The sequence below is a fragment of the Mycobacterium tuberculosis complex sp. N0072 genome (genome assembly GCF_030323725.1).
In the GTDB taxonomy this organism is placed as follows: Bacteria; Actinomycetota; Actinomycetes; order Mycobacteriales; family Mycobacteriaceae; genus Mycobacterium; species Mycobacterium tuberculosis.
The window spans coordinates 1,391,203-1,416,403 of record NZ_CP040689.1; the positions used below are offsets into that span (position 1 = coordinate 1,391,203).

The window sequence follows — 25,201 nt, forward strand, 5'->3', positions numbered from 1 at the left end:
TGTCTCGGCTGCCATCAGGTTAGCCGGTACCCGGGGTACGGCTTAACGTGGCCGGCACGGGTTCATTCGGTAGCTGGCACTGCGACGAGCGATGTGGATGATCTCGACTCGGTGGTGGCCGTCGTCGATGGCGTAGACGACGCGGTAATCACCGCGGCGGGCTGAGTGGAGGCCTTCAAGGTCATTGCGCAGCGGCTTGCCCAACCTATGCGGGTTGTTAAGCAGCGGTCCGAAAACAAACTCGACACATGCGGCGGCGATCTTTTCGGGTAAGCGTTGCAGGTCGCGTGCCGCTGTCGCGGTGATCGCCACGTGGTAGGGATGGTCGTCGCTCACCGCGCGGTGTAACGGTTGCGGATCTCGTCGTTGCTCACGAAGCGCCCTGCGGCAACATCGGCGAGGCCTTCACGAATGGCCTCGCTGGCGCCAGGGGTGCGTAGCACCTCCAGCGTTTCCTCGATGGACGCCAGGTCATCGGCCGAGATCAATACCGCCGCCGGATGACCGTGCCGGGTTATCGTGATGCGCTCGTGTGTCAGCTCAACTTCGGCGACGTACTCAGAGAGGCGATTGCGGACTTCGCCCAGTGGGACAACAGCCATAACCGCGATTGTAGCTAAAAGTATGGCTAAACCCTGTACGCCGAGCATCGGCTTACCGAGCCGAACGCCTCGTCGCTGTTTGATGTCTCCTCGAGCGTTCGGCTGAGCGAACTCAGCCGAACGCCTCGTCGAGGATCTCCTGCTGTTCGACGGCGTGCACCTTCGACGAGCCTGACGACGGGGCTGACATCGCCCGGCGCGAGATTCGCTTGATCCCGGCCAACTTGTCAGGCAGCAGCTCGGGTAGTTCGAGCCCGAATCGCGGCCACGCACCCTGGTTGGCCGGTTCCTCTTGGACCCAGAAGAACTCCTTGACGTTCTCGTAGCGGTCCAGCGTTTCACGCAGTCGACGCCTGGGCAGCGGGGCGAGCTGTTCAAGCCGCACGATCGCGAGGTCATTGCGGTTGTCCTTGGCCTTGCGGGCGGCCAGCTCGTAATACAGCTTGCCACTGGTCAGCAGGATCCGGCTGACCTTGTTGCGGTCTCCGATGCCGTCCTCATAGGTGGGTTCCTCCAGCACTGAGCGGAACTTGATCTCGGTGAAGTCCTTGATTTCGCTGACGGCGGCCTTGTGACGCAACATCGACTTGGGCGTGAACACGATCAGCGGGCGTTGGATGCTGTCCAGGGCATGCCGGCGTAGCAGGTGGAAGTAGTTCGACGGAGTCGACGGCATCGCGATGGTCATCGAACCTTCCGCCCACAACTGCAAGAAGCGTTCGATCCGGGCAGAAGTGTGGTCGGGTCCCTGCCCCTCGTGCCCGTGCGGTAACAGCAGCACGACGTTGGACAATTGGCCCCACTTGGCCTCACCGGAGCTGATGAACTCGTCGATGATCGACTGCGCGCCGTTGACGAAGTCGCCGAACTGCGCCTCCCAGAGCACCACGGCGTCCGGATTGCCCACAGTGTAGCCGTACTCGAAGCCGACGGCGGCGTACTCCGACAGTGGCGAGTCGTAGACCAGGAACTTTCCGCCGGTCGGGCTGCCGTCGGAGTTGGTCGCCAGCAGCTGCAGTGGTGTGAACTCCTCGCCAGTGTGGCGGTCGATGAGAACCGAATGCCGCTGGGAGAAGGTGCCGCGGCGGCTGTCCTGCCCCGACAAGCGCACCAGCTTGCCTTCGGCCACCAGCGAGCCCAGCGCCAGCAGCTCGCCAAAGGCCCAGTCGATCTTGCCTTCATAGGCCATCTCCCGGCGCTTCTCCAGCACCGGTTGGACTCGCGGGTGCGCGGTGAAGCCGTTCGGCAAGGCGAGGAACGCATCGCCGATCCGGGCCAGCAGCGACTTGTCCACCGCAGTGGCCAGCCCCGCGGGAATCATCTGGTCGGACTCGACCGACTCGCTCGGCTGCACACCGTGCTTCTCCAGCTCGCGCACTTCGTTGAACACCCGTTCCAGCTGGCCCTGGTAGTCGCGCAGCGCGTCCTCGGCCTCCTTCATCGAGATGTCGCCACGTCCGATCAGGGCTTCGGTGTAGCTTTTGCGGGCCCCGCGCTTGGTGTCGACGACGTCGTACATGTAGGGGTTGGTCATCGACGGGTCGTCACCCTCGTTGTGCCCGCGGCGGCGGTAGCACAGCATGTCGATGACGACGTCCTTCTTGAACCGTTGTCGGAAGTCCACCGCCAACCGCGCCACCCAGACACACGCCTCCGGGTCGTCGCCGTTGACGTGAAAGATCGGTGCCCCGATCATCTTTGCGACGTCGGTGCAGTACTCGCTGGACCTGGAATACTCGGGCGCGGTGGTGAAGCCGATCTGGTTGTTGACGATGATGTGGATGGTGCCGCCGACGCGGTAGCCCGGCAGATTCGCCAGGTTCAGCGTCTCGGCGACCACACCCTGACCGGCGAACGCGGCATCGCCATGCAACATCAGCGGCACCACCGAGAACGCCCGTTGGCCGTCGCTGTCGATGCTTCCGTGGTCGAGCAGATCCTGCTTGGCCCGCACCAATCCCTCCAGCACCGGGTCGACGGCCTCCAGATGCGACGGGTTGGCGGTCAGCGACACCTGAATGTCGTTGTCGCCGAACATCTGCAGGTACAGCCCGGTGGCGCCCAGGTGGTACTTGACGTCACCGGAGCCGTGCGCCTGCGACGGATTCAGGTTGCCCTCGAACTCGGTGAAGATCTGCGAGTACGGCTTGCCGACGATGTTGGCCAGCACGTTGAGCCGGCCCCGGTGCGGCATCCCGATGACCACCTCGTCGAGGCCGTGCTCAGCGCACTGGTCGATCGCCGCGTCCATCATCGGGATCACGCTTTCGGCGCCTTCCAGCGAGAACCGCTTCTGGCCGACGTACTTGGTCTGTAGGAACGTTTCAAAGGCCTCGGCGGCGTTGAGCTTGCTGAGGATGTATTTCTGTTGGGCCACAGTGGGTTTGACGTGCTTGGTCTCGACCCGTTGTTCGAGCCACTCCTTTTGTTCGGGGTCGAGGATATGGGCGTACTCCACGCCGATGTGGCGGCAGTAGGCATCGCGCAGCAAGCCCAGCACGTCGCGCAGTTTCTTGTACTGCGCACCGGCAAAGCCGTCGACCTTGAACACCCGATCGAGATCCCACAGCGTCAGGCCGTGGGTCAGCACTTCGAGGTCGGGGTGACTGCGGAACCGAGCTTTGTCCAACCGCAGCGGGTCGGTATCGGCCATCAGATGGCCGCGGTTGCGGTAGGCCGCGATCAAGTTCATGACGCGAGCGTTCTTGTCGACGATCGAGTCGGGGTTGTCGGTGCTCCAGCGCACCGGCAGATATGGGATGCTCAGTTCGCGGAAGACCTCGTCCCAGAAGCCATCCGAGAGCAGCAACTCGTGGATGGTGCGCAGGAAGTCGCCCGATTCCGCGCCCTGGATGATGCGGTGGTCGTAGGTGGAGGTCAAAGTGATCAATTTGCCGATGCCCAGCTCGGCGATGCGTTCCTCGCTGGCGCCTTGAAACTCGGCGGGGTATTCCATGGCGCCCACGCCGATGATGGCGCCCTGGCCGGGCATCAGCCGCGGCACCGAATGCACGGTGCCGATGGTTCCGGGATTGGTCAGCGAAATCGTCACGCCGGCAAAGTCTTCAGTGGTCAGCTTGCCGTCGCGGGCCCGGCGTACGATGTCTTCGTAGGCCGTGACGAACTGCGCGAATCGCATGGTCTCGCACCGCTTGATGCCGGCCACCACCAGGGAACGCTTCCCGTCCTTGCCTTGCAGGTCGATCGCCAGGCCGAGATTGGTGTGCGCCGGCGTGACCGCGGTGGGCTTGCCGTCGACTTCGGTGTAGTGCCGGTTCATGTTCGGGAATTTCTTCACCGCCTGCACCAGGGCGTAGCCCAGCAAATGCGTGAACGAGATCTTGCCGCCGCGGGTCCGCTTCAACTGGTTGTTGATGACGATCCGGTTGTCGATCAGTAGCTTGGCCGGGACCGCCCGGACGCTGGTCGCCGTCGGCACCTCCAACGACGCGGACATGTTCTTGACGACGGCCGCGGCGGCGCCGCGCAGCACCGCTACCTCGTCACCTTCGGCTGGCGGGGGAACGGCAGTTTTGGCGGCCAGTGCGGCGACCACGCCGTTGCCCGCGGCCGCGGTGTCGGCCGGCTTGGGGGGTGCCTGCGGGGCGGCCGCAGCGGCCCGCTCGGCAACGAGTGGCGAGGTAACCCGGGTTGGTTCGGCAGCTGGTTGGGAGGTGGGTTCGGGGCTGTAGTCAACCAGGAACTCGTGCCAGCTGGGATCGACCGAGGAGGGGTCGTCGCGGAACTTGCGGTACATCTCTTCGACCAGCCATTCGTTTTGCCCGAATGGTGAACTTATGTTGGCCACGGCCGCTGTTCGCCTCGATTCTTCTGCTAGTTGAAGTCCTGCAAGCGCATTGCGCGGCGCCTGCTGGCAGTCGGTGAACGGTCTGCCCCATAAAGGCTAACGCTTTGCCAGCGATTCGCCAGAGAGACCGGGCAACGCGCGCTAGCTGGCATCCCGAACGGTCGGTAGCACGTGCAGGGTGACCGGCCAGCGCGCCGGCGGGGTGCCGAATGCCGATCGCGCATTACGGACGAGCTTCTTGCCGACCAGCCGATTGCCGATGGCGCCGATGATCGCGCCGATACCCATCGGCACCAGCTTGCCAAACATGAGCGCGCCGCGTTTCAGCGCGAATCGTTTGACGACGTATTTGAGCATTCGCGAGTTCAACGACGATATCGCCGGCAGCGGCAGCGAGGCCATGGTCTCCGACACCCAGCCGCCGCTGGTTCGGCCCGGACCGAGCAGATCGGCCACCGCAGTAGTGTTGTCGCCGACCAGCACCGCCAAGACCAGGGCACGGCGCCGTTCTCGGTGGTCGAGGGGAATGGCGTGTACCGAGGCCAGCGCCAGCACGAACAGCGCGGTGGCCTCGAGGAACACGACAACCTCTCCGGCCGCGGCGAACCATGCGGCCAGGGTGCCGATCCCCGGTAAGGTCGCGGCCGCACCTACCGCCGCTCCACTGGCCGTCACCACCGACAAGAAGCGTTTCTCGAGCTTGGCTACGATCTTGGCGGGGCTGGCCCCCGGGTGGGCGCGACGCAGGCGGGCCACATACGCCTGTGCTGCCGGGCCCTGTATCCGCGAACTCCGTTCGATGACCTGCGCCAATGCCCGCGTGGACACTTTGGGCCGCCCGCCGGTCCCGGCCAGCTGCGGGTCCGGCTCAGCTGCATTTGCGGATCGATTGTCGAACCTTTTCCAAGACCTGATTCGTCGAGCGCTCATCTTCTCTCCTGCGAATGGCGTCCCCTCAGGCTAATGCCGGTTCAACGATCCGAGCATGTGTTTCGGTAGCGGCGCGGTTCACCGCTCGAAGCGGAATAATGCGGCGTGGACATTGGTGACGATACGGGTTGCCCTGGTGCATGCCGTGACGCCCGTGACCCAATGCCACCGCTAGCAAGCCAAACGAGGTGCGTGTATGACTACGGCGATACGCCGGGCGGCCGGGAGCAGCTACTTCCGAAACCCCTGGCCTGCGCTGTGGGCGATGATGGTTGGCTTCTTCATGATCATGCTCGACTCCACCGTCGTAGCCATCGCGAATCCGACCATCATGGCCCAGCTACGCATCGGTTACGCCACCGTGGTTTGGGTGACCAGCGCCTATCTGCTGGCCTACGCGGTGCCAATGCTGGTGGCCGGCCGGCTTGGCGACCGGTTCGGCCCGAAGAATCTCTACCTGATTGGCCTGGGGGTATTCACCGTTGCGTCGCTGGGGTGCGGTCTGTCGAGCGGTGCCGGCATGCTGATTGCCGCTCGAGTGGTGCAAGGCGTCGGCGCCGGATTGCTTACCCCGCAGACGCTGTCGACGATAACGCGGATCTTCCCGGCTCATCGCCGCGGTGTCGCGCTGGGCGCATGGGGCACCGTCGCCAGTGTCGCCAGCCTGGTGGGACCGTTGGCCGGCGGCGCGCTGGTCGACAGCATGGGGTGGGAGTGGATTTTCTTCGTCAACGTTCCCGTCGGCGTCATCGGCCTGATCCTGGCGGCCTATCTGATTCCGGCACTACCCCACCACCCGCATCGGTTCGATTGGTTCGGCGTCGGATTGTCTGGTGCGGGAATGTTTCTGATTGTCTTCGGACTACAGCAGGGCCAGTCCGCCAATTGGCAGCCTTGGATTTGGGCGGTGATCGTCGGCGGTATCGGGTTTATGTCGCTGTTCGTTTACTGGCAGGCGCGGAACGCCCGCGAGCCGCTGATCCCACTGGAGGTCTTCAACGACCGGAACTTCAGCTTGTCCAACCTCGGGATAGCGATCATCGCCTTCGCGGGGACGGGGATGATGCTGCCGGTGACGTTTTATGCGCAGGCGGTGTGTGGGTTGTCGCCGACCCACACGGCCGTGCTGTTCGCGCCGACGGCGATCGTCGGTGGCGTGCTGGCCCCGTTCGTCGGCATGATCATTGACAGGTCCCATCCGTTGTGCGTACTGGGTTTCGGCTTCTCGGTGCTGGCGATCGCAATGACATGGCTCTTATGCGAGATGGCTCCGGGCACGCCCATCTGGCGGCTGGTGTTGCCGTTCATCGCGTTAGGCGTTGCTGGGGCGTTCGTGTGGTCGCCGCTGACCGTCACCGCGACCCGCAATCTACGGCCGCACCTGGCCGGTGCGAGCTCAGGTGTGTTCAACGCCGTCCGGCAGCTGGGGGCTGTGCTGGGGAGCGCGAGCATGGCCGCGTTCATGACGTCGCGCATCGCCGCCGAGATGCCCGGTGGTGTGGACGCCCTTACCGGTCCCGCCGGGCAGGACGCTACCGTGTTGCAGCTGCCCGAGTTCGTGCGCGAACCCTTCGCGGCCGCGATGTCGCAATCGATGCTGTTGCCCGCCTTCGTCGCCCTATTCGGGATCGTTGCCGCGTTGTTCCTGGTTGACTTCACCGGTGCTGCGGTTGCCAAAGAGCCGTTGCCCGAATCCGATGGCGACGCTGACGACGACGACTATGTCGAGTACATCCTTCGTCGGGAACCGGAAGAGGATTGCGACACCCAGCCGCTGCGGGCGTCGCGCCCGGCAGCGGCCGCAGCGTCACGCAGCGGTGCTGGGGGTCCGCTGGCGGTCAGCTGGTCGACGTCAGCCCAAGGAATGCCCCCAGGTCCACCAGGCCGTCGGGCGTGGCAGGCAGATACTGAGTCAACAGCTCCGAGCGCACTATAACCGCGGCATACTGTGCCCGACTGACCGCGACGTTGAGCCGATTCCGGTTGAGCAGGAACGAGATTCCGCGTGGAACATCGTCGGCGGACGAGGCCGTCATCGAGATGAAGACCACCGGTGCCTGCCCGCCCTGGAATTTGTCGACGGTGCCTACCCGTACTCCGTCAGCCCCGCCAAGTCCGGCAGACGCCAACCGCCGACGGACCAGCGCCACCTGGGCGTTGTACGGCGCGAGCACAAGCACATCGGAAGCGGCCAGTGGCCGGGTGCCGTGCTCGTCGGTCCACGGCGAGCCGAGCAGCTGCCGCAGCTCGGCGAGGATCGCCTCGGCCTCTTCGGGGCTTTCGATCGAATTGCCCTTGTGGTGCACGCCACGCGTATGCACCCCCGGGGGATACCCGTCGAGGCGGCGCACGGCGGTGCGCTCGGTGTGGGAACACAGCCTGCCCTCGTAGGACAACGCCGACACGGCCGCGCACACCGCCGGGTGCATCCGGTACGAGCGGTCTAAGAAGTAGCCGCGTTCGTCGGGCAGCGTGTGTTGCCCATCTACCAGCCACGACAATGCGGAGGTGTCGACGGGTTCGGGATGTGTGCCCTGACTTACCTGAGGCAGTTGCTGTGGATCGCCAAGCAGCAACAGGTTTGTGGCCGCGGGCGCCACGGCGATGGTATTGGCCAGGCAGAACTGGCCAGCCTCGTCGATCACCAGCAGATCCAGGCTGGCTTTCGGCACCCGATTGCCGTTGGCGAAGTCCCACGCCGTGCCGCCGATCACGCATCCGGCGGTGTCGCGGATGAATTCTGTGTACTGGCTCCCGTCGATCGACTGCCAGCGCCCAGCGGTGTGGTCGTGCGGCTTTTTGGCGACCTGCCCCGGGTCCAGGCCAGCGCTGATCACACCTTCCAACAGGTTCTCCACCGTGGCGTGCGACTGGGCGACAACGCCAATACGCCAGGCATGCTCGGTGACCAACTCCGCGATCACCCGGGCCGCGGTGTACGTCTTGCCGGTCCCCGGAGGGCCGTGCACCGCCAGGTATGACGAGTCCAAGTCCAGCGCCGCCGCGGCGATATCGGTGACTGGGTCACTGCTGCGGGGCAATGCGGCGCCGCTGCGCGTGCGAGGAGGGCGACGCAGCAGCACGTCCATTAGCGCGGTGCTGGGCAGTTGCGGCGATCCGGAAGCCACGGCAGCGGCCGTCGATTCGATCGATTCCCGCAGGGCCGTCGTCGGCACCGGCGGCCCGGGAGCGAGCGCGAACGGGAGCTGCTGAAATATGTTGCCGTCACTGCGGGTTCGTTCGACGATGACCACCTCGGTGGGCACAGTGGGGTCGTCGGTCTCAACCACTGCGGCGGGGCCCGCGGCTCGGCGATCAGGATTGTCGGTCATGCCCGGCGGCGCCGGGGGTTCGTAGAGGGCAAACACATTCCCGTTGAGGTCCCCACGTGCCAGTTCACCGGTAAGCCGGACCCGCCGCTGCGGCTTGCGCGCGCGAGGCGGCATATGCCAGTCGACGGTGACCGAAGCCTCGCTGGCAAGGAAGACGTCCGTGCTGTCCGACCATTCGTCGACGGGGTAGTTGAGCCGGTCGAAGTGCGCCCACCAGAACGGCTTGTCCTCGCGGCGATGATAGCCGCGGGCAGCGGCCAGCAAGGCGACCGCTGTCTGTTCCGGCGTGCGCTCGCCGGCGGCGGCATCGCCGGTGAACTTGGACAGTACCGACGCCAGCGAGTCACCGTCGTCGATAGGGTCGGCGTCCGGAACTGGTTGAGCGCCAATGGGTGTGACGCCGGCTTCCCAGGCGCGCATGAGCAGCCAGTCACGCAGCGCGCGGGTGGACCGGCAGTCGTAGTGGTTGTAGCCTTCGATCTCTTTGAGCACGGTTGCCGCCTCATCGATGCGGCCGGCCGCGCGCAGTTCGCAGTACCGGGCATAGGAGTTGATCGAGTCGGCGGCGGTGGTGACGTCGCCGGAGCGTGGCTGCGTCCCGAGGTACAGCGGCTCCAGCGCCTTCAAGCTGAACGAGTCGGTGCCCACCCGAATGCTCTTGCGTACCAACGGGTATAAGTCCACCAGGACTCCGTTGCGCAGCAAGTCGTCGACGTCGTCCTCGCCGATGCCGTAGCGTCCGACCAGCCGCAGCAGCGCGGTCTTCTCGTAGGGCGCGTAGTGGTAGATGTGCATGTTGGGGTGGCGCCGGCGCCGTCTGGCGACTATCGCCAGGAAATCGGTCAGCGCCTGGCGTTCGGCTGTCCGGTCATGCGCCCACAATGGTCGGAATACTCCCGCCCGTCCGGCTTCCAGCACCCCGAACAGGTATTCCAGGCCCCACTGTTTGCCGTCGGCGGTCCACAGCGGGTCACCCTCGAAGTCGAAGAACAGGTCGCCGGGGTTTGGCTCCGGCAGCAGTGTCAGCGGCCGCGGGTCGACGATCTCGAACTGTGGTGCTCCCGTATCGCGTTGGCGGATTTGCAGTTTGGCCTGTGCGGTCAGCTTGCCCAGCGCGTTCGTGGTCAGGCCGGGAACCGGCGCGGTGTGATCTGCCAGTTCGGCGATCGTGGTGATGCCGGCCTCAAGGAGCTTGTCGCGCTGGCGGACTCGCATCCCTCCGACCAGTAGCAGATCGTCGCTGGCGCGCAGCCGCTCGGTGCACTGCGGACAGCGGAAGCACGCCTGCACGCGTTCGTCGTCCCAGCGCACCGCGGTGCCCGCGGTGTAGTGGCCGTCCAGCAATCGCTGTAAAAGCGCACGCTGGGACCGGTAGACCGGGATGAGCTCGCCGACGCGGTAGCGCACGATCGTGCCGTCGCCGAGTTCGAGCTCGGCGTCGGCAGCCACCGGAACGCCCGAGTGAACCAGCGCATCGGCATAGGCCGCCAGCTGTAGCAGCGCGGTCACGGTTGGCGAGCGGGCGAGCTTGGTGTCGGCGACCCGGTACCGGTGACCGTCGCGGATCAGGAAGTCGGCGAACCCGACGAAGCGGCCGTCGAACATGGCGGCCTGATACACCACCGGGGCGTGGTTGGCGATGGCACGTCGCGTCGCGTCGGCGGCTGCCGCCAGCCCGGCGGGCGTGTAGGCCGGCCGGCCAATGATAGCCACCGCGTCGCCGAACTCGTGGCGCAGTTGGTCGAGTCGGCGTCCTTCATGCGCGCTACCGAGAACGGCGGCTCGCGCCATCAGTTCGTCGTCAACTGCGACGGCCGGTCCCCGGCCTAGTTTCGCGTCGAATTCACGGAGCAGTGCGTACTGGCACCGGGCGGCGGCTGCGAGATCCGAAGCACTGTAGACGATGCTGTCACCGGTGACGAACACAGCAGCAACTCCTCGGTGAGACAACGGACAGGCAAACTGGGCTGCACCCGTCGGCTTAACCGCCGGTGGTGTTGCCGATCAGCTCGACGCCGCCGCCGTTCCAGCGGAACTTGACAACGTTGTTCAACCCGATGCCGCTGGCATACGTCAATGCCACCGTGTCTCCCGTGCACTGCGAGGTGTCGATGCCGGTGAACCCATAGGTATCGGGCACCCCCTGCGGTATGTACTTGCCGAGGTGGAACATCACCGCGCGGGTGGTCGGATTGCCGGCGTTCGTGTTGGCCTTGATGACCACCGCCGACAGCTGGGCACACTCGTTGTAGTTGCCGGCCAGCGGTTCTGGGTTCCAGGGCTGCTCACTGCGCGGATCGCGAGGAAGTTCGGAGACGACTTTGGCGATTGTGGGCGAGGCGAGGTTCACCGCACACGGGTCGACCGGCGCGGCGCTGTGGTTGCTGGGTGGGGCAGCTGTCGCGGACGGCGGGCTCGGTTCGCTGCTCGGCGGGGCCGGGTGAGCAGTTGACAGGGATGGGGTGGCCTCCGGCGTCTTAGCGACCGTGGAGTCGCCCGAACCGCAACCGGTCAACGTCGCGGCGACCAATGCAGCGACCACGCCAACACGCGGCGTGGTGGGGCAGGGTGGTGACCACACACCGGGCACCGTACCGCCATCGGGCCCGCGGGTGCGGTAGGCGTGGCCGGGTCACCACTAAACTTGACGGCCTGATGGCCTTCCCGGAATATTCGCCTGCGGCGTCCGCTGCGACGTTTGCTGACCTGCAGATTCATCCCCGCGTCTTGCGGGCGATCGGCGACGTCGGTTACGAGTCACCGACGGCTATCCAGGCGGCTACGATCCCGGCGTTGATGGCAGGCTCCGACGTGGTGGGGCTGGCGCAGACCGGCACCGGCAAGACGGCGGCATTTGCGATTCCGATGCTGTCCAAGATCGACATCACCAGCAAGGTGCCCCAGGCGCTGGTGCTGGTGCCCACCCGGGAGCTGGCTCTGCAGGTGGCCGAGGCGTTCGGCCGCTACGGTGCCTATCTGTCGCAACTCAACGTGCTGCCGATCTACGGCGGATCGTCGTATGCCGTGCAACTGGCCGGATTGAGACGCGGCGCGCAGGTGGTGGTTGGCACCCCCGGTCGTGTGATAGACCATCTCGAACGGGCGACCTTGGACCTGTCGCGGGTGGACTTTCTAGTGCTCGATGAGGCCGATGAGATGCTGACCATGGGTTTCGCCGACGACGTTGAGCGCATTCTGTCCGAGACCCCCGAATACAAGCAGGTCGCCCTGTTTTCCGCGACCATGCCGCCGGCGATCCGCAAACTCAGCGCCAAGTATCTGCACGATCCGTTCGAAGTCACTTGTAAGGCGAAAACCGCTGTGGCCGAGAATATTTCGCAGAGCTACATTCAGGTAGCACGGAAGATGGACGCGCTCACCAGAGGGCTCGAAGTCGAGCCGTTCGAGGCGATGATCGTCTTTGTCCGCACCAAGCAGGCGACCGAGGAGATTGCCGAAAAGCTGCGTGCCCGAGGGTTTTCCGCGGCTGCCATCAGCGGTGACGTCCCGCAGGCGCAGCGGGAGCGGACCATCACGGCGCTGCGGGACGGCGACATCGATATCCTGGTCGCCACCGATGTGGCGGCGCGCGGACTCGACGTGGAGCGGATATCACACGTGCTTAACTACGACATCCCGCACGACACCGAGTCCTACGTACACCGGATCGGGCGCACCGGCAGGGCCGGGCGTTCGGGAGCCGCGCTGATATTCGTCTCGCCACGGGAGCTTCACCTGCTCAAGGCGATCGAAAAGGCTACGCGGCAAACGCTTACCGAGGCGCAATTGCCCACCGTCGAGGATGTCAACACCCAGCGGGTGGCCAAGTTCGCCGATTCCATCACCAATGCGCTGGGCGGTCCGGGAATCGAGCTGTTCCGCCGACTGGTCGAGGAGTATGAACGCGAGCATGATGTCCCGATGGCTGACATCGCCGCGGCACTGGCCGTGCAGTGCCGCGGCGGTGAGGCATTCCTGATGGCACCCGACCCGCCGCTTTCGCGGCGCAACCGCGACCAGCGTCGGGACCGTCCGCAAAGGCCCAAGCGTAGACCGGACTTGACCACCTACCGCGTCGCCGTCGGCAAGCGGCACAAGATCGGTCCAGGCGCCATCGTCGGCGCCATCGCCAATGAGGGTGGGCTGCACCGCAGCGACTTCGGTCAGATCCGTATCGGGCCAGACTTCTCGCTAGTAGAATTGCCGGCGAAGCTGCCCCGCGCGACGCTCAAAAAGCTTGCACAGACCCGTATCTCGGGTGTGCTGATCGACCTTCGGCCATACCGGCCGCCCGACGCGGCGCGCCGGCATAATGGCGGCAAACCACGGCGGAAACACGTCGGATGACCCTGCCCAAGGAAAGAGCCGCCCAGGGCGGACTCGAGCGGATCGCCCACGTGGACCGGGTGGCGTCGTTGACCGGGATCCGTGCTGTTGCCGCATTGCTGGTCGTCGGCACTCATGCGGCCTACACCACCGGCAAGTACACCCACGGCTATTGGGGCCTGATGTCGTCCCGTATGGAGATCGGCGTTCCGATCTTTTTCGTGCTGTCGGGGTTCCTGCTATTCCGGCCATGGGTTAAGTCCGCCGCTACCGGCGGCCCCCCGCCGTCGTTGAGCCGCTATGCGTGGCACCGGGTCCGGCGGATCATGCCCGCCTACACCGTCACCGTTCTGTTGGCCTACCTCGTCTATCACTTCCGCACGGCGGGGCCCAACCCCGGGCACACCTGGGTCGGGCTGTTCCGCAACCTCACCTTGACGCAGATCTATACCGACGGCTATCTGGGTGCGTTCCTGCATCAGGGTCTGACCCAAATGTGGAGCCTCGCGGTGGAGGTTGCCTTCTACCTGGCGTTGCCGGCGTTGGCATACCTACTGTTGGTGCTCGTCTGCCGGCGGCGATGGCAGCCCAGGTTGCTGTTGGCCACCATGGCGGGGCTGACGATGATCAGCCCGGCATGGTTGATCCTGGTGCACAACACGCACTGGATGCCCGACGGCGCTCGGCTGTGGCTACCCACCTATCTGGCTTGGTTCGTCGGCGGCATGATGCTGGCCGTGCTGGCGGCGATGGGCGTGCGCTGTTATGCATTCGTGGCCATACCGTTGGCGGTCATCTGCTACTTCATCGTCTCCACTCCGATCGCGGGCGCGCCCACGACGTCGCCCACAGCGCTGGCCGAGGCGCTGGTCAAGACCGCCTTCTATGCCGTGATCGCCGTGCTGGCGGTGGCACCGCTGGCCTTGGGTGACCAGGGGTGGTATGCCCAGTTGCTGGCCAGCCGGCCGATGGTGTTTCTTGGTGAGATCTCCTACGAGATCTTCCTGATCCATCTGGTGACCATGGAGATCGCCATGGTGGACGTGCTCGGGTATCGGGTTTACACCAGTTCGATGGTGAACCTTTGTCTCGTGACGCTGGTGCTGACGATCCCATTGGCGTGGTTGTTGCACCGTTTCACTCGGGTCCAGGGTGACCGGCCTTCCTAGCGGCGGCAGAAGCAGGTGTCACGATCGGGACGACGAACTCCGCGATCATCGCTCGTTCGTCGGCTTCGTCACGGCCGGGGAACATCAGCAGCGATGTGAGCATCCGGACCACCCAGCGGGCGCGGCGTTCGACGGTGGTCGGATCGTCGGGACCTAGTGAGTTGAGGAATGCCGCGGCCAGGGCCGCGATCACCTCGGACCGTCCGGCCATCTCGCCGCCGATCGGTGGGCGGGTGGTGGTAAACCACGCGGCCAACGCGGGGTTGTCGCGGACCATCCGCAACGTCGTGGTGATGCTCACCAGCAGCCGTTCGGCAGGTTCGACGACATCGGCGATCTTCACCATGATCTCGCGGCCGAGCCGGCGGGTCTCGCGGTGCACGTACGCGGTTCGCAGCGCCTCGCGGCTGTCGAAGTACCGATACAGTGTTGCGCGCGAACAGCCTGCGGCCTTGGCGATCTCGTTCATGCCGATCGACGCCGGGTCACGCTGCGTAAAGAGTCGCTCGGCGGCGTCGAGTATCCGATCTGCGGCTAACTCGGTCCGACGCGCGGACAGCCAGAAGTCCGGGCACCGGGCCAGCAGTTCGGTCAGCGCCACCCGGCATTGCATCCGGGCCGCGGCCGCACCCAGGCAGTGGTGGGCGCCGTGGCTGAAGGTCAAGATGTTGCGCGGGCACCGAGTGACATCGAGTTCGGCTGCGTCCGGGCCGTATTGGCGTTCGTCACGGTTGGCCGAGCCGTACAGCAGCAGCACCCGGCGACCGGCCGGGATGGTGGTGTCACCGATCGTGACGTCGCGCGTGGTTGTGCGCGCCAGCCCCTGCACCGGCGAGGTGAGCCGCAGCAGCTCCTCGACCGCGTCGGGGATGCCCTCTGGGTCATCCAGCAGCAGCCGGCGCTGGTCGGGCCGCCGGTGCAGCAACGGCATCGAACCGCCTAGCATGCCGGTGACGGTGTCGTTGCCGCCGGTGACCATGGTGAACGTGAACGCCAGTATGGACAGTGTGCCGGCGGTGTCGCCGTCGGCGCCGACCCCGGCGGCTACCAGGTGGGAGATGGCGTCGTCGGCGGGCTCGGTGCGGCGTCGCTCGATCAGCCCGGTGAAGTAGGCCATCATCGAGCCGACCGCGTCCAGTGCGCCGGTGGTGGCGCCGTCAACCGCGTTCGCCGCCACGATGGCCTGGGTCCACCCGTCGAATTGCGTCCAATCCTCTTCGGGAACACCGAGATAGTGCGCCACCACCATCGACGGGAGCGGTTTGAATAGTTCGGTGACAATGTCGCCGCCACCGTTGGCGCGCAGCTTTTCGAGCCGCTCAACGACGAACTTGCGCACCGTGGGCTCGACGGTTTCGACCTGTCGTGGCGTGAAGCCGCGCGACACCAGCTTGCGAAACTCGGTGTGGACCGGCGGATCCTGCATCACCATGGGCGGGGTGTCGTGCAGTCCAATCATTTCCAGCTCGCCGTAGTTAACGGTCAAGCCTTGCGCCGACGAGAACGTCTGATGGTCCCGCGCTGCCGACCAGACGTCGGCGTGCCGGGACAGCACGTAGTAGTCGTACTCGGGACGCTGCGGCGGGACGACGTGGTGCACCGGGTCGTGGTCGCGCAACGCGCGGTACATCGGCCACGGATTCGGCCAGGTTTCGGCGGTGGCGAGCTGGAATTCGTGAGACATTACTGATGTCATGTCTTATGTCTAAGACATTCCATCGGTAATATCAATCGGCGATTGTGAATCTGGTGACGCGACACGCCGAGGACGCGTCGTGCGGTTCACACTCGGCGGGACGTCGCGACGGATCAGATCGCCGAGCCGGGATTGAGGATGCCCTGGGGGTCCAGCGCTTGCTTGATGCGCTGGTTGAGGGCCAGGACGTCGGGCCCGAGATAGCCGGCCAACCACGGCCGTTTCAACCGGCCCACGCCGTGTTCGCCGGTGATCGTGCCGCCCAGGCCGACGGCCAGGTCCATGATTTCGCCGTACGCGAGGTGGGCGCGCTCTAGCATCGCGGCATCTGCGGGGTCGTACACCAGCAACGGGTGGGTATTGCCGTCCCCGGCGTGGGCGATCACCGAGATCATCAGATTCCGCTCCTCGGCGATGCGCGCAATCCCGGTGACCAGTTCGCCCAGTGCGGGCAGCGGTACCCCGACGTCCTCGAGCAGCAACGCCCCCTTGCTCTCGACCGCCGGAATGGCGAACCGCCGGGCCGCAATGAACGCCTCGCCCTCATCCGGGTCGTCGGTCGAAAACACGTCTATCGCACCGTTTTCGGCGAACACGGCGGCCATCACGGCGGCGTCTTCGGTGGCCGCGCGGCCACGTTCATCAGAACCAGCCACCAGCATGGCCGCCGCATCGCGGTCCAGGTCCATCCGCAAGGTGTCCTCGACGGCGTTGATCGCCACCGAATCCATGAACTCCAGCATCGCGGGGCGAAGTCGGCCGGTAACCCCGAGCACCGCATCGACCGCCGCCTGCACCGAGCCGAAGCTGGCCACCACGATGCTCGATGCATTCTGTGCGGGCAGCAGTCGCAACGTCACCTCCGTGATGACGCCCAGCGTGCCTTCGCTGCCGACGAACAGTTTGGTCAGGGAAAGCCCGGCGACGTCCTTGAGCCGTGGGCCGCCCAGCCGGACCGCGGTGCCGTTGGCCAGCACAACCTGCATGCCCAGTACGTAGTCGCCTGTGACGCCGTACTTCACGCAGCACAGCCCGCCGGCGTTGGTGGCGATGTTGCCGCCGATGCTGCAGATCTCGAACGACGACGGATCCGGGGGATACCACAGGCCGTGTTCGGCGGCGGCCTCCTTCACCTCGGCGTTGTACAGGCCGGGCTGGCACACTGCGGTGCGGGTGACCGGGTCGACGGTGATGTCGCGCATCTTTTCGGTGGACAGCACGATCCCGCCATCCAGGGCGGTCGCCCCGCCCGAAAGGCCGCTACCGGCTCCTCGGGTCACCACGGGCACCTGGTTCGCACTGGCCCAACGCAGCACCGTCTGCACCTCTTCGGTGCGCCGTGGCCGGATGATTGCCAGCGGTTTGCCGGCCGAAGGGTCAAAGGCCCGGTCTTGCCGGTAGCCGTCGGTGACGGCGGGGTCGGTGACCACCATCCCCTCGGGCAGCTCGGCCATCAGGCCAGCCAGCACATCGGTATTCACTGAGCCGATCCTACGGGCCGATCGATGTCCGCTTGGGGCGCCAGATCCAGTTCGCGCAGCGCGGGCAGCCGGATCGCGACCAGCCCGGTGCACACGATGGGCAGTGCCAACGCGAGAAACGTGGCATGCAGTCCAGCGGCGTCGGTCAGTGGACCGGCCAGCAACAGACCCAACGGGCCGGCGGCGTAGGCCAGCGACGTCATCACCCCGACTACCCGGCCGCGCAGATGCTGTGCTGCCCGCGTCTGTATCACGTAGTTATAGATCGGCTGGATGGGTCCGTACACCAGGCCGACCACCGCGCACAACACCATGATGACCGGCAGTGGCGGCAGGAACGCGATGACCATCGATGCCAAACCCAGGGTAAGAACCGCGGTCGACATGGTCACGCGACGGGGAACGCGGATAGCCAACACGGCATACCCCAGCGCTCCCACCAGGCCGCCGCCGGCGATCGCCATCAACGCCCAACCCAGCTGCACCGGTTGCTGGTGGTCGGTGAAGTATTTCGGGAACAGCACGCTCTCCATCGGCAGATACAGCGCGGTGACGGTCAGGTCAATCATCCCGAGGGTGCGCAATACCCGCAGGTTCCAGACGAAGCGCAGCCCCTCGGCGATCCCGGATACCAACCCTTGGGGCCGCGAGGTGTGGTGCGGCTTGCCGCCACCCTCGAGTTGCAGGGCGGCAATCGCGAGGATGGACAACCCGAATGCCGTCGCGGTAATCCACATTGTGGTGATGCCGCCAACCGTCGCGATCATCAAGCCACCGATGGCCGGGCCGACAATAAAGGCCAGGTTGAGGATCGCCTCGTAGGCGCCGTTGATGCGGTCCAACGACCAGCCTGCCCGAGCGGCGGCCTCGGGCAGCATCGAGTCACGAGCCGTCATGCCTGCCGGGCCGAAGGCGGCCGCCAGGGCGGCCAATACGGCCAGCACCAGCACGTTGACCGCGTCGCCGCCGTACCCCCACGCCACCAGGGGGACGCCGGCCACCGCCGCACCCGACAGCGCATCGGCCACCATCGACACCCGGCGACGCCCGAAGTAGTCGACCGCGGTGCCGGCGACCAGCGTGGCGAACAACAGCGGCAGCATGGTCGCACTGGCCACGATCGAGGCCTGCCCAGCGCTGCCCTCGCGCTGCAACACCAGCCACGGAAACGCGACTATCGAGACGCCATCACCCGCGGCCGCCATCAGCGTTGCGAACAGGATCAGGAATGCCGGGCCGCGGTTGCTGTTTCTCATGAATATCGCGGCTGAATCTAGCGCCAAACCGGTATGGGGGCCACCGAATTTCTGCGCTGCCGCAGCCCGGATGCAGGATGTTCGTGTGCTCATGCATCCGAAGACCGGCCGGGCGTTCAGGTCCCCGGTAGAGCCCGGTTCCGGCTGGCCAGGTGATCCGGCGACACCGCAGACCCCGGTGGCTGCCGATGCCGCGCAGGTGTCAGCGCTGGCCGGGGGCGCTGGCTCGATCTGCGAACTCAACGCGCTGATCAGCGTGTGCCGGGCGTGTCCCCGGCTGGTCAGTTGGCGTGAGGAGGTCGCCGTCGTCAAGCGCCGTGCCTTCGCCGACCAGCCCTACTGGGGGCGCCCGGTGCCGGGGTGGGGGTCGAAGCGGCCGCGGTTGCTGATCCTCGGGCTGGCGCCCGCCGCGCACGGGGCCAACCGGACCGGACGAATGTTCACCGGCGATCGGTCGGGAGATCAGCTTTATGCAGCACTGCATAGGGCCGGCCTGGTGAACTCACCGGTCAGCGTCGACGCCGCGGACGGGCTGCGGGCCAACCGGATTCGGATCACCGCACCGGTGCGGTGTGCGCCCCCGGGCAACTCGCCGACACCGGCCGAGCGGCTGACATGCTCACCCTGGCTAAATGCGGAATGGCGGCTGGTGTCCGATCACATCCGTGCGATCGTCGCCCTCGGCGGGTTCGCCTGGCAGGTCGCGTTGCGCCTGGCGGGCGCGTCGGGGACACCCAAGCCGCGGTTCGGCCACGGCGTCGTTACCGAGCTGGGAGCCGGTGTGCGGCTACTGGGCTGCTACCACCCGAGCCAGCAGAATATGTTCACCGGTAGGTTGACTCCTACGATGCTCGACGACATTTTCCGTGAGGCCAAGAAGCTGGCCGGGATTGAGTGACGTGAAGACGGTTGTGGTTTCCGGCGCCAGTGTGGCCGGTACGGCGGCGGCGTACTGGCTTGGGCGGCACGGCTATTCGGTAACGATGGTGGAGCGCCATCCCGGGCTGCGACCAGGGGGGCAGGCTATTGATGTCCGAGGTCCGGCGCTGGATGTGTTGGAACGTATGGGGTTACTGGCAGCCGCCCAGGAACACAAGACGAGGATTCGGGGCGCCTCCTTCGTCGATCGTGACGGCAATGAGCTGTTCCGGGACACCGAATCGACGCCCACCGGCGGTCCAGTCAACAGTCCCGATATCGAGCTGCTACGTGACGATCTTGTCGAATTGCTCTACGGGGCAACTCAACCCAGCGTTGAATACCTGTTCGACGACAGCATTTCCACATTGCAGGACGACGGCGACTCGGTGCGGGTGACCTTTGAGCGCGCGGCGGCCCGCGAGTTCGACCTCGTTATCGGTGCCGACGGACTGCATTCCAACGTGCGCAGGTTGGTTTTCGGTCCGGAGGAGCAGTTTGTCAAGCGATTAGGAACTCACGCGGCGATTTTTACCGTGCCCAACTTCCTGGAGTTGGACTACTGGCAGACCTGGCATTACGGTGACTCCACCATGGCTGGCGTTTACAGTGCGCGCAACAACACCGAAGCCCGCGCTGCACTAGCCTTCATGGACACCGAACTGCGGATCGACTACCGCGACACCGAAGCTCAGTTCGCCGAACTGCAACGTCGGATGGCCGAGGACGGCTGGGTGCGCGCGCAACTGCTGCACTACATGCGCAGCGCACCTCGACGAAATGTCGCAGATCCTGATGGATCGCTGGTCGCGGGGCAGGGTAGCGCTCGTTGGCGACGCTGGTTATTGCTGCTCGCCCTTGTCGGGGCAGGGGACCAGCGTCGCCCTGCTGGGTGCCTACATCCTGGCCGGCGAACTCAAGGCGGCCGGTGACGACTACCAACTCGGATTCGCCAATTACCACGCCGAATTTCACGGCTTTGTCGAGCGCAACCAATGGTTGGTCAGCGACAACATCCCCGGTGGTGCGCCGATACCGCAGGAGGAGTTCGAACGAATCGTGCATTCCATCACGATCAAGGACTACTGAGCGCCTTCACCCGGGCGCAGCCAGGATGGCGCTCGTCGGCCGCTTCACCGAACCTGAAGATCTGCAGACGAAGTACGAGTAGGGGCCGGCAAATTTACCGGCTCGACGCGCAGAAGCGCCGAGATTTAGCGGCGGGTCAATACGACGACCGGGATTGGCCGTGACGTCCGGCTCTGGTAGTTGGTGTATCGGTTGGCGTTGTTCTCGTTGACGATCTGCCAGAGCCGCGCGTAGTCCGGGTCGTGGGGCTGCACCGGTTTCGCTGTCACACCGAATCGCTTGGGCCCGACGTTGATTTCGACGTCCGGGTTGGCCTTGAGGTTGTGGTACCAACCCGGCGAGCGGGGATCGCCACCTTTGGACGCCACGATCAGGTACGCGTCGCCGTCGCGAGCATAGGTGAGTGACGTGGTTCGCGGCTGGCTCGTCTTGGCGCCGGTGGTATGCAGCAGCAAACTCGGTGGCGCGCCGGGGATTCGGTGTCCGATCCGACCGTTAGTGCCTCGGTAGATCGCGTCGTGCAGCCTGAGCAGCTGCACGCCTACGTGGCGCTCAAGCCATCGGGAAATGTCCATGGGGTCAGTCTTGCGCAGCGGCATCCTGTTGCGCCAGCGCCTCCCGCAGGATCCGTCCGGTGGCTTCCCGGTCCGGGTCGCGGCGCAGCATCATTCCCTTGGCGACCGACAGCTTGTCGCCGTTGCGCCGCGGTAATACGTGCAAGTGAACGTGGAACACCGTCTGAAAAGCGGCACGGCCGTCGTTGATGGCGATGTGTGTCGCGTCAGCCAACTTCGTGGCGCGGGCCGCCCGCGCGATGCGTTGGCCGATGGCGACCATGTCAGCCAACGCCTCCGGCGGGGTGTCGGTGAGGTCAACGGTGTGTCGCTTGGGCAGCACCAGCGTGTGGCCGCGGGTGAACGGGCGGATGTCGAGGATCGCGAGATAGCCGCCGTCCTCGTAGATCCGGATGGCCGGAGCCTCCCCGGCGATGATCGCACAGAACACGCAGGGCATGTCGCTACGGTACTGGACCTCTCGGAGACCGCCCAAGTGAACGGGATACGCTGCCGCCGTGGACCCTACTGACCTGGCCTTCGCCGGTGCCGCGGCACAGGCGCGGATGCTGGCTGACGGTGCACTCACCGCGCCGATGCTGCTCGAGGTCTACCTGCAACGAATTGAGCGTCTGGACAGCCACCTGCGCGCCTACCGGGTGGTGCAGTTCGACCGGGCGCGTGCGGAGGCCGAGGCCGCCCAGCAACGCCTCGACGCCGGTGAGCGGCTGCCGCTCCTGGGCGTGCCGATCGCCATCAAAGATGATGTCGACATCGCCGGGGAGGTGACGACATACGGCAGCGCCGGGCACGGTCCGGCCGCGACGTCCGACGCAGAGGTGGTTCGCCGGCTGCGCGCGGCAGGCGCTGTCATCATCGGCAAAACCAACGTGCCTGAGTTGATGATCATGCCCTTCACCGAGTCGCTGGCCTTCGGGGCCACCCGGAATCCGTGGTGCCTCAATCGAACCCCTGGCGGCAGCAGCGGCGGCAGCGCTGCGGCGGTAGCGGCCGGGCTGGCGCCAGTGGCACTGGGATCCGATGGTGGCGGATCGATTCGTATCCCGTGTACCTGGTGCGGTCTGTTTGGGCTGAAACCACAGCGCGATCGGATTTCCTTGGAGCCGCACGACGGGGCCTGGCAGGGGCTGAGCGTCAATGGCCCGATCGCGCGGTCGGTAATGGACGCGGCGTTGCTACTGGACGCGACCACAACGGTGCCTGGTCCCGAAGGCGAGTTTGTGGCCGCGGCCGCACGCCAACCCGGCCGGCTGCGAATTGCCTTGAGCACCAGGGTGCCAACCCCGCTGCCCGTTAGGTGCGGCAAGCAAGAACTGGCAGCCGTCCACCAGGCAGGTGCGTTGCTACGTGATCTGGGCCACGACGTCGTCGTCCGCGATCCCGACTATCCGGCTTCGACCTATGCCAACTACCTGCCCCGCTTTTTCCGCGGTATCAGCGACGACGCGGACGCGCAGGCGCACCCGGACCGCCTCGAAGCACGTACCCGAGCCATAGCGCGTCTAGGGTCGTTCTTCTCCGACCGGCGGATGGCGGCCCTGCGGGCCGCCGAGGTGGTGCTGAGCAGCCGGATCCAGTCGATCTTCGACGATGTCGACGTAGTTGTGACGCCAGGCGCCGCGACCGGCCCGTCCCGCATCGGCGCCTACCAACGCCGGGGTGCAGTTTCGACGTTGCTGCTGGTGGTGCAGCGGGTTCCGTACTTTCAAGTCTGGAATCTGACCGGCCAGCCCGCGGCCGTGGTGCCGTGGGACTTCGACGGCGACGGCCTGCCCATGTCGGTTCAACTCGTCGGCCGGCCGTATGACGAGGCGACGCTGCTGGCACTGGCCGCACAGATCGAATCTGCCAGACCCTGGGCCCATCGGCGGCCGTCGGTGTCATGACATTGCAGTCGCCCGCTCGTTTTTCACGTTTTTGCCCGGCCGCAGGACATGTGCGGCGGCGTTAACGTTGACTGGTGACAGACCACGTGCGCGAGGCGGACGACGCGAACATCGACGATCTGTTGGGCGACCTGGGCGGTACCGCGCGCGCCGAGCGTGCGAAGCTTGTCGAGTGGTTGCTCGAGCAGGGCATCACCCCCGACGAGATTCGGGCGACCAACCCGCCGTTGCTGCTGGCCACCCGCCACCTCGTCGGCGACGACGGCACCTACGTATCCGCAAGGGAGATTAGCGAGAACTATGGCGTTGACCTCGAGCTGCTGCAGCGGGTGCAGCGCGCTGTCGGTCTGGCCAGAGTGGATGATCCTGACGCGGTGGTGCACATGCGTGCCGACGGTGAGGCGGCCGCACGCGCACAGCGGTTCGTTGAGCTGGGGCTGAATCCCGACCAAGTCGTGCTGGTCGTGCGTGTGCTCGCCGAGGGCTTGTCACACGCCGCCGAGGCCATGCGCTACACCGCGCTGGAGGCCATTATGCGGCCGGGGGCTACCGAGTTGGACATCGCGAAGGGGTCGCAGGCGCTGGTGAGCCAGATCGTGCCGCTGCTGGGGCCGATGATCCAGGACATGCTGTTCATGCAGCTGCGGCACATGATGGAGACGGAGGCCGTCAACGCCGGAGAGCGTGCGGCCGGCAAGCCGCTACCGGGAGCGCGACAGGTCACCGTTGCCTTCGCCGACCTGGTCGGTTTCACCCAGCTAGGCGAAGTGGTGTCGGCCGAAGAGCTAGGGCACCTCGCCGGGCGGCTGGCCGGCCTCGCGCGTGACCTGACCGCTCCGCCGGTGTGGTTCATTAAGACGATCGGCGACGCGGTCATGTTGGTCTGTCCTGATCCGGCGCCATTGCTGGACACCGTGCTGAAGCTGGTCGAGGTCGTCGACACCGACAACAACTTTCCCCGGCTGCGAGCCGGCGTCGCCTCCGGGATGGCGGTTAGCCGGGCCGGCGACTGGTTCGGCAGCCCGGTCAACGTGGCAAGCCGGGTGACCGGGGTGGCGCGCCCGGGTGCCGTGCTGGTCGCGGATTCGGTGCGGGAGGCCCTTGGTGATGCCCCCGAAGCCGACGGATTTCAGTGGTCCTTCGCCGGCCCCCGTCGCCTCAGGGGAATCCGGGGTGACGTCAGGCTTTTTCGAGTCCGGCGAGGGGCCACTCGCACCGGCTCCGGCGGCGCGGCCCAAGACGACGATTTGGCCGGCTCGTCACCGTAGGCAGGCACACCGGTACACATGGGCAGACCCGGCGTGACTCTCGGGGGGCGTCTGACACCGTCTTCTGCGGGTCTTGCGCGGCCGGCCTTCACCCCGTCTTCCGGCACTTTCGATTGGTCACTAACCGGGCCTGCTTCGATACCAAAAATACAACGTCGAATGGCTGATCACAATGGTTCTCGCCAGGCCGGACGCTGTTTTCGCGCCGGCCAGGAACCGGTGTCACGTTTCGCTGCCGGTGAACGCGATGTCATTAAAGATGAAAGTATGTAATCATGTAATTATGAGGCACCATCACATGCACGGGCGGCGCTACGGTCGCCCCGGCGGCTGGCAGCAAGCTCAGCAACCAGATGCCAGTGGGGCGGCGGAATGGTTCGCTGGCCGCCTGCCCGAGGACTGGTTCGACGGCGACCCCACCGTCATCGTCGACCGTGAAGAAATTACGGTGATTGGCAAGCTGCCTGGACTCGAGAGCCCCGAGGAAGAAAGTGCGGCCCGAGCCTCGGGCCGCGTGTCGCGATTCCGCGACGAAACCCGACCGGAGCGAATGACTATCGCCGATGAAGCCCAGAATCGCTACGGACGCAAGGTGTCCTGGGGCGTCGAGGTCGGTGGTGAGCGAATCTTGTTCACGCACATCGCAGTACCGGTGATGACGCGGTTAAAGCAGCCGGAACGGCAGGTGCTGGACACCTTGGTCGACGCTGGCGTGGCTCGTTCCCGCTCGGATGCCCTCGCGTGGTCGGTCAAGCTGGTCGGCGAGCACACCGAGGAGTGGCTGGCCAAGCTGCGCACCGCCATGTCGGCGGTGGACGATCTGCGCGCGCAAGGCCCGGATCTTCCGGCCTAAACGGCCACCGCC

Annotated in this window: 18 protein-coding genes and 2 pseudogenes; 8 read left to right on the top strand and 12 right to left on the bottom strand. The window is 65.7% G+C overall.

All coding sequences use genetic code 11. The features are described from left to right. Positions 1 to 42: 42 nt before the first annotated feature. The 4 genes from relE to FF952_RS06650 form a co-directional block, all read right to left on the bottom strand. On the bottom strand, positions 43 to 336 hold the full coding sequence (gene relE / locus FF952_RS06635; protein ID WP_003898789.1) for a type II toxin-antitoxin system mRNA interferase RelE: 294 nt from the start codon (positions 334 to 336) through the stop codon (positions 43 to 45). Then, the gene (locus FF952_RS06640; protein WP_003406322.1) at positions 333 to 602 is read right to left on the bottom strand and encodes a type II toxin-antitoxin system Phd/YefM family antitoxin; all 270 of its coding nucleotides are present in this window, start codon (positions 600 to 602) and stop codon (positions 333 to 335) included. Before FF952_RS06640 ends, relE begins: the two co-directional genes overlap by 4 nt. 112 nt (positions 603 to 714) lie before the next feature. Beyond that, on the bottom strand, positions 715 to 4,410 hold the full coding sequence (locus FF952_RS06645; RefSeq protein WP_015631286.1) for a multifunctional oxoglutarate decarboxylase/oxoglutarate dehydrogenase thiamine pyrophosphate-binding subunit/dihydrolipoyllysine-residue succinyltransferase subunit: 3,696 nt from the start codon (positions 4,408 to 4,410) through the stop codon (positions 715 to 717). A 141-nt stretch (positions 4,411 to 4,551) separates the two neighbouring features. Next, a complete protein-coding gene (locus FF952_RS06650; RefSeq protein WP_003406325.1) occupies positions 4,552 to 5,340 on the bottom strand; it encodes a hypothetical protein in 789 nt (262 codons plus the stop codon). A 196-nt stretch (positions 5,341 to 5,536) separates the two neighbouring features. On the opposite strand from FF952_RS06650, the gene FF952_RS06655 reads away from it, so the two are divergent. Beyond that, the gene (locus tag FF952_RS06655) at positions 5,537 to 7,276 is read left to right on the top strand and encodes an MFS transporter (protein ID WP_003406326.1); all 1,740 of its coding nucleotides are present in this window, start codon (positions 5,537 to 5,539) and stop codon (positions 7,274 to 7,276) included. Here FF952_RS06655 and FF952_RS06660 read toward each other — a convergent pair. Beyond that, the gene (locus FF952_RS06660; RefSeq protein WP_003904580.1) at positions 7,179 to 10,598 is read right to left on the bottom strand and encodes a TM0106 family RecB-like putative nuclease; all 3,420 of its coding nucleotides are present in this window, start codon (positions 10,596 to 10,598) and stop codon (positions 7,179 to 7,181) included. The two genes, FF952_RS06655 and FF952_RS06660, sit on opposite strands and share 98 nt — an antisense overlap. Positions 10,599 to 10,653: 55 nt before the next feature. Continuing rightward, positions 10,654 to 11,262 (bottom strand): LppP/LprE family lipoprotein, encoded by a 609-nt coding sequence (locus tag FF952_RS06665; protein ID WP_003406334.1) that lies wholly within the window; start codon positions 11,260 to 11,262, stop codon positions 10,654 to 10,656. A gap of 65 nt (positions 11,263 to 11,327) precedes the next feature. Between FF952_RS06665 and FF952_RS06670 the strand changes: the two genes are divergently transcribed. Beyond that, the gene (locus FF952_RS06670; protein ID WP_031680776.1) at positions 11,328 to 13,019 is read left to right on the top strand and encodes a DEAD/DEAH box helicase; all 1,692 of its coding nucleotides are present in this window, start codon (positions 11,328 to 11,330) and stop codon (positions 13,017 to 13,019) included. After that, complete coding sequence (locus FF952_RS06675; RefSeq protein ID WP_003406347.1) at positions 13,016 to 14,167, top strand: acyltransferase family protein; 1,152 nt, start codon at positions 13,016 to 13,018, stop codon at positions 14,165 to 14,167. The genes FF952_RS06670 and FF952_RS06675 overlap by 4 nt, the downstream gene beginning before the upstream one ends. Here the strand turns inward: FF952_RS06675 and FF952_RS06680 are convergent. The 4 genes and pseudogenes from FF952_RS06680 to tap all read right to left on the bottom strand — a co-directional run bounded on the left by FF952_RS06680 (position 14,136) and on the right by tap (position 18,600). Beyond that, positions 14,136 to 14,726, bottom strand: coding sequence for a TetR/AcrR family transcriptional regulator (locus tag FF952_RS06680; protein ID WP_029398642.1), 591 nt, complete (start codon positions 14,724 to 14,726; stop codon positions 14,136 to 14,138). The two genes, FF952_RS06675 and FF952_RS06680, sit on opposite strands and share 32 nt — an antisense overlap. Continuing rightward, positions 14,712 to 15,863, bottom strand: a pseudogene (cyp130, locus tag FF952_RS06685) (cytochrome P450 Cyp130); the annotation flags it as partial. The pseudogene cyp130 and the gene FF952_RS06680, both read right to left, overlap by 15 nt. A gap of 113 nt (positions 15,864 to 15,976) precedes the next feature. After that, positions 15,977 to 17,344, bottom strand: coding sequence for an FAD-binding oxidoreductase (locus tag FF952_RS06690; protein ID WP_003406358.1), 1,368 nt, complete (start codon positions 17,342 to 17,344; stop codon positions 15,977 to 15,979). Beyond that, the gene (tap, locus tag FF952_RS06695; RefSeq protein WP_031680777.1) at positions 17,341 to 18,600 is read right to left on the bottom strand and encodes a multidrug efflux MFS transporter Tap; all 1,260 of its coding nucleotides are present in this window, start codon (positions 18,598 to 18,600) and stop codon (positions 17,341 to 17,343) included. Before tap ends, FF952_RS06690 begins: the two co-directional genes overlap by 4 nt. 70 nt (positions 18,601 to 18,670) lie before the next feature. Between tap and FF952_RS06700 the strand changes: the two genes are divergently transcribed. Together FF952_RS06700 and FF952_RS06705 are read left to right on the top strand one after the other, a co-directional pair. Then, on the top strand, positions 18,671 to 19,498 hold the full coding sequence (locus FF952_RS06700) for a uracil-DNA glycosylase (protein WP_003911466.1): 828 nt from the start codon (positions 18,671 to 18,673) through the stop codon (positions 19,496 to 19,498). Between the two features lies 1 nt (position 19,499). Continuing rightward, a pseudogene (locus FF952_RS06705) lies at positions 19,500 to 20,607 on the top strand (FAD-binding protein). A 125-nt stretch (positions 20,608 to 20,732) separates the two neighbouring features. Here the strand turns inward: FF952_RS06705 and FF952_RS06710 are convergent. Then, positions 20,733 to 21,182 carry a F420H(2)-dependent quinone reductase gene (locus tag FF952_RS06710; RefSeq protein ID WP_003406364.1) on the bottom strand — a complete coding sequence of 150 codons (450 nt, stop codon included), beginning with the start codon at positions 21,180 to 21,182 and terminating at the stop codon, positions 20,733 to 20,735. Between the two features lie 4 nt (positions 21,183 to 21,186). After that, positions 21,187 to 21,621, bottom strand: a complete 435-nt coding sequence (locus FF952_RS06715; protein ID WP_003406366.1) for an HIT family protein — start codon at positions 21,619 to 21,621, stop codon at positions 21,187 to 21,189. 58 nt (positions 21,622 to 21,679) lie between these two features. On the opposite strand from FF952_RS06715, the gene FF952_RS06720 reads away from it, so the two are divergent. The 3 genes from FF952_RS06720 to abmR all read left to right on the top strand — a co-directional run bounded on the left by FF952_RS06720 (position 21,680) and on the right by abmR (position 25,189). Further along, entirely contained in the window at positions 21,680 to 23,068 is a 1,389-nt protein-coding gene (locus FF952_RS06720) for an amidase (RefSeq protein ID WP_003406369.1), read from the top strand. 74 nt (positions 23,069 to 23,142) lie between these two features. After that, positions 23,143 to 24,336 (top strand): adenylate cyclase, encoded by a 1,194-nt coding sequence (locus tag FF952_RS06725; protein ID WP_003406372.1) that lies wholly within the window; start codon positions 23,143 to 23,145, stop codon positions 24,334 to 24,336. Positions 24,337 to 24,508: 172 nt separating this feature from the next. Then, entirely contained in the window at positions 24,509 to 25,189 is a 681-nt protein-coding gene (gene abmR / locus FF952_RS06730) for a transcriptional regulator AbmR (protein ID WP_003406375.1), read from the top strand. Positions 25,190 to 25,201 lie beyond the last annotated feature (12 nt).

Bases quoted from the DNA above. Each gene is read 5' to 3' on its own strand.
- FF952_RS06640 (WP_003406322.1), bottom strand. From the start codon at position 602: ATGGCTGTTGTCCCACTGGGCGAAGTCCGCAATCGCCTCTCTGAGTAC.
- FF952_RS06650 (WP_003406325.1), bottom strand. From the start codon at position 5,340: ATGAGCGCTCGACGAATCAGGTCTTGGAAAAGGTTCGACAATCGATCC.
- FF952_RS06655 (WP_003406326.1), top strand. From the start codon at position 5,537: ATGACTACGGCGATACGCCGGGCGGCCGGGAGCAGCTACTTCCGAAAC.
- FF952_RS06670 (WP_031680776.1), top strand. From the start codon at position 11,328: ATGGCCTTCCCGGAATATTCGCCTGCGGCGTCCGCTGCGACGTTTGCT.
- FF952_RS06675 (WP_003406347.1), top strand. From the start codon at position 13,016: ATGACCCTGCCCAAGGAAAGAGCCGCCCAGGGCGGACTCGAGCGGATC.
- tap (WP_031680777.1), bottom strand. From the start codon at position 18,600: ATGAGAAACAGCAACCGCGGCCCGGCATTCCTGATCCTGTTCGCAACG.
- FF952_RS06700 (WP_003911466.1), top strand. From the start codon at position 18,671: ATGCAGGATGTTCGTGTGCTCATGCATCCGAAGACCGGCCGGGCGTTC.
- FF952_RS06710 (WP_003406364.1), bottom strand. From the start codon at position 21,182: ATGGACATTTCCCGATGGCTTGAGCGCCACGTAGGCGTGCAGCTGCTC.
- FF952_RS06715 (WP_003406366.1), bottom strand. From the start codon at position 21,621: ATGCCCTGCGTGTTCTGTGCGATCATCGCCGGGGAGGCTCCGGCCATC.
- abmR (WP_003406375.1), top strand. From the start codon at position 24,509: ATGGTTCTCGCCAGGCCGGACGCTGTTTTCGCGCCGGCCAGGAACCGG.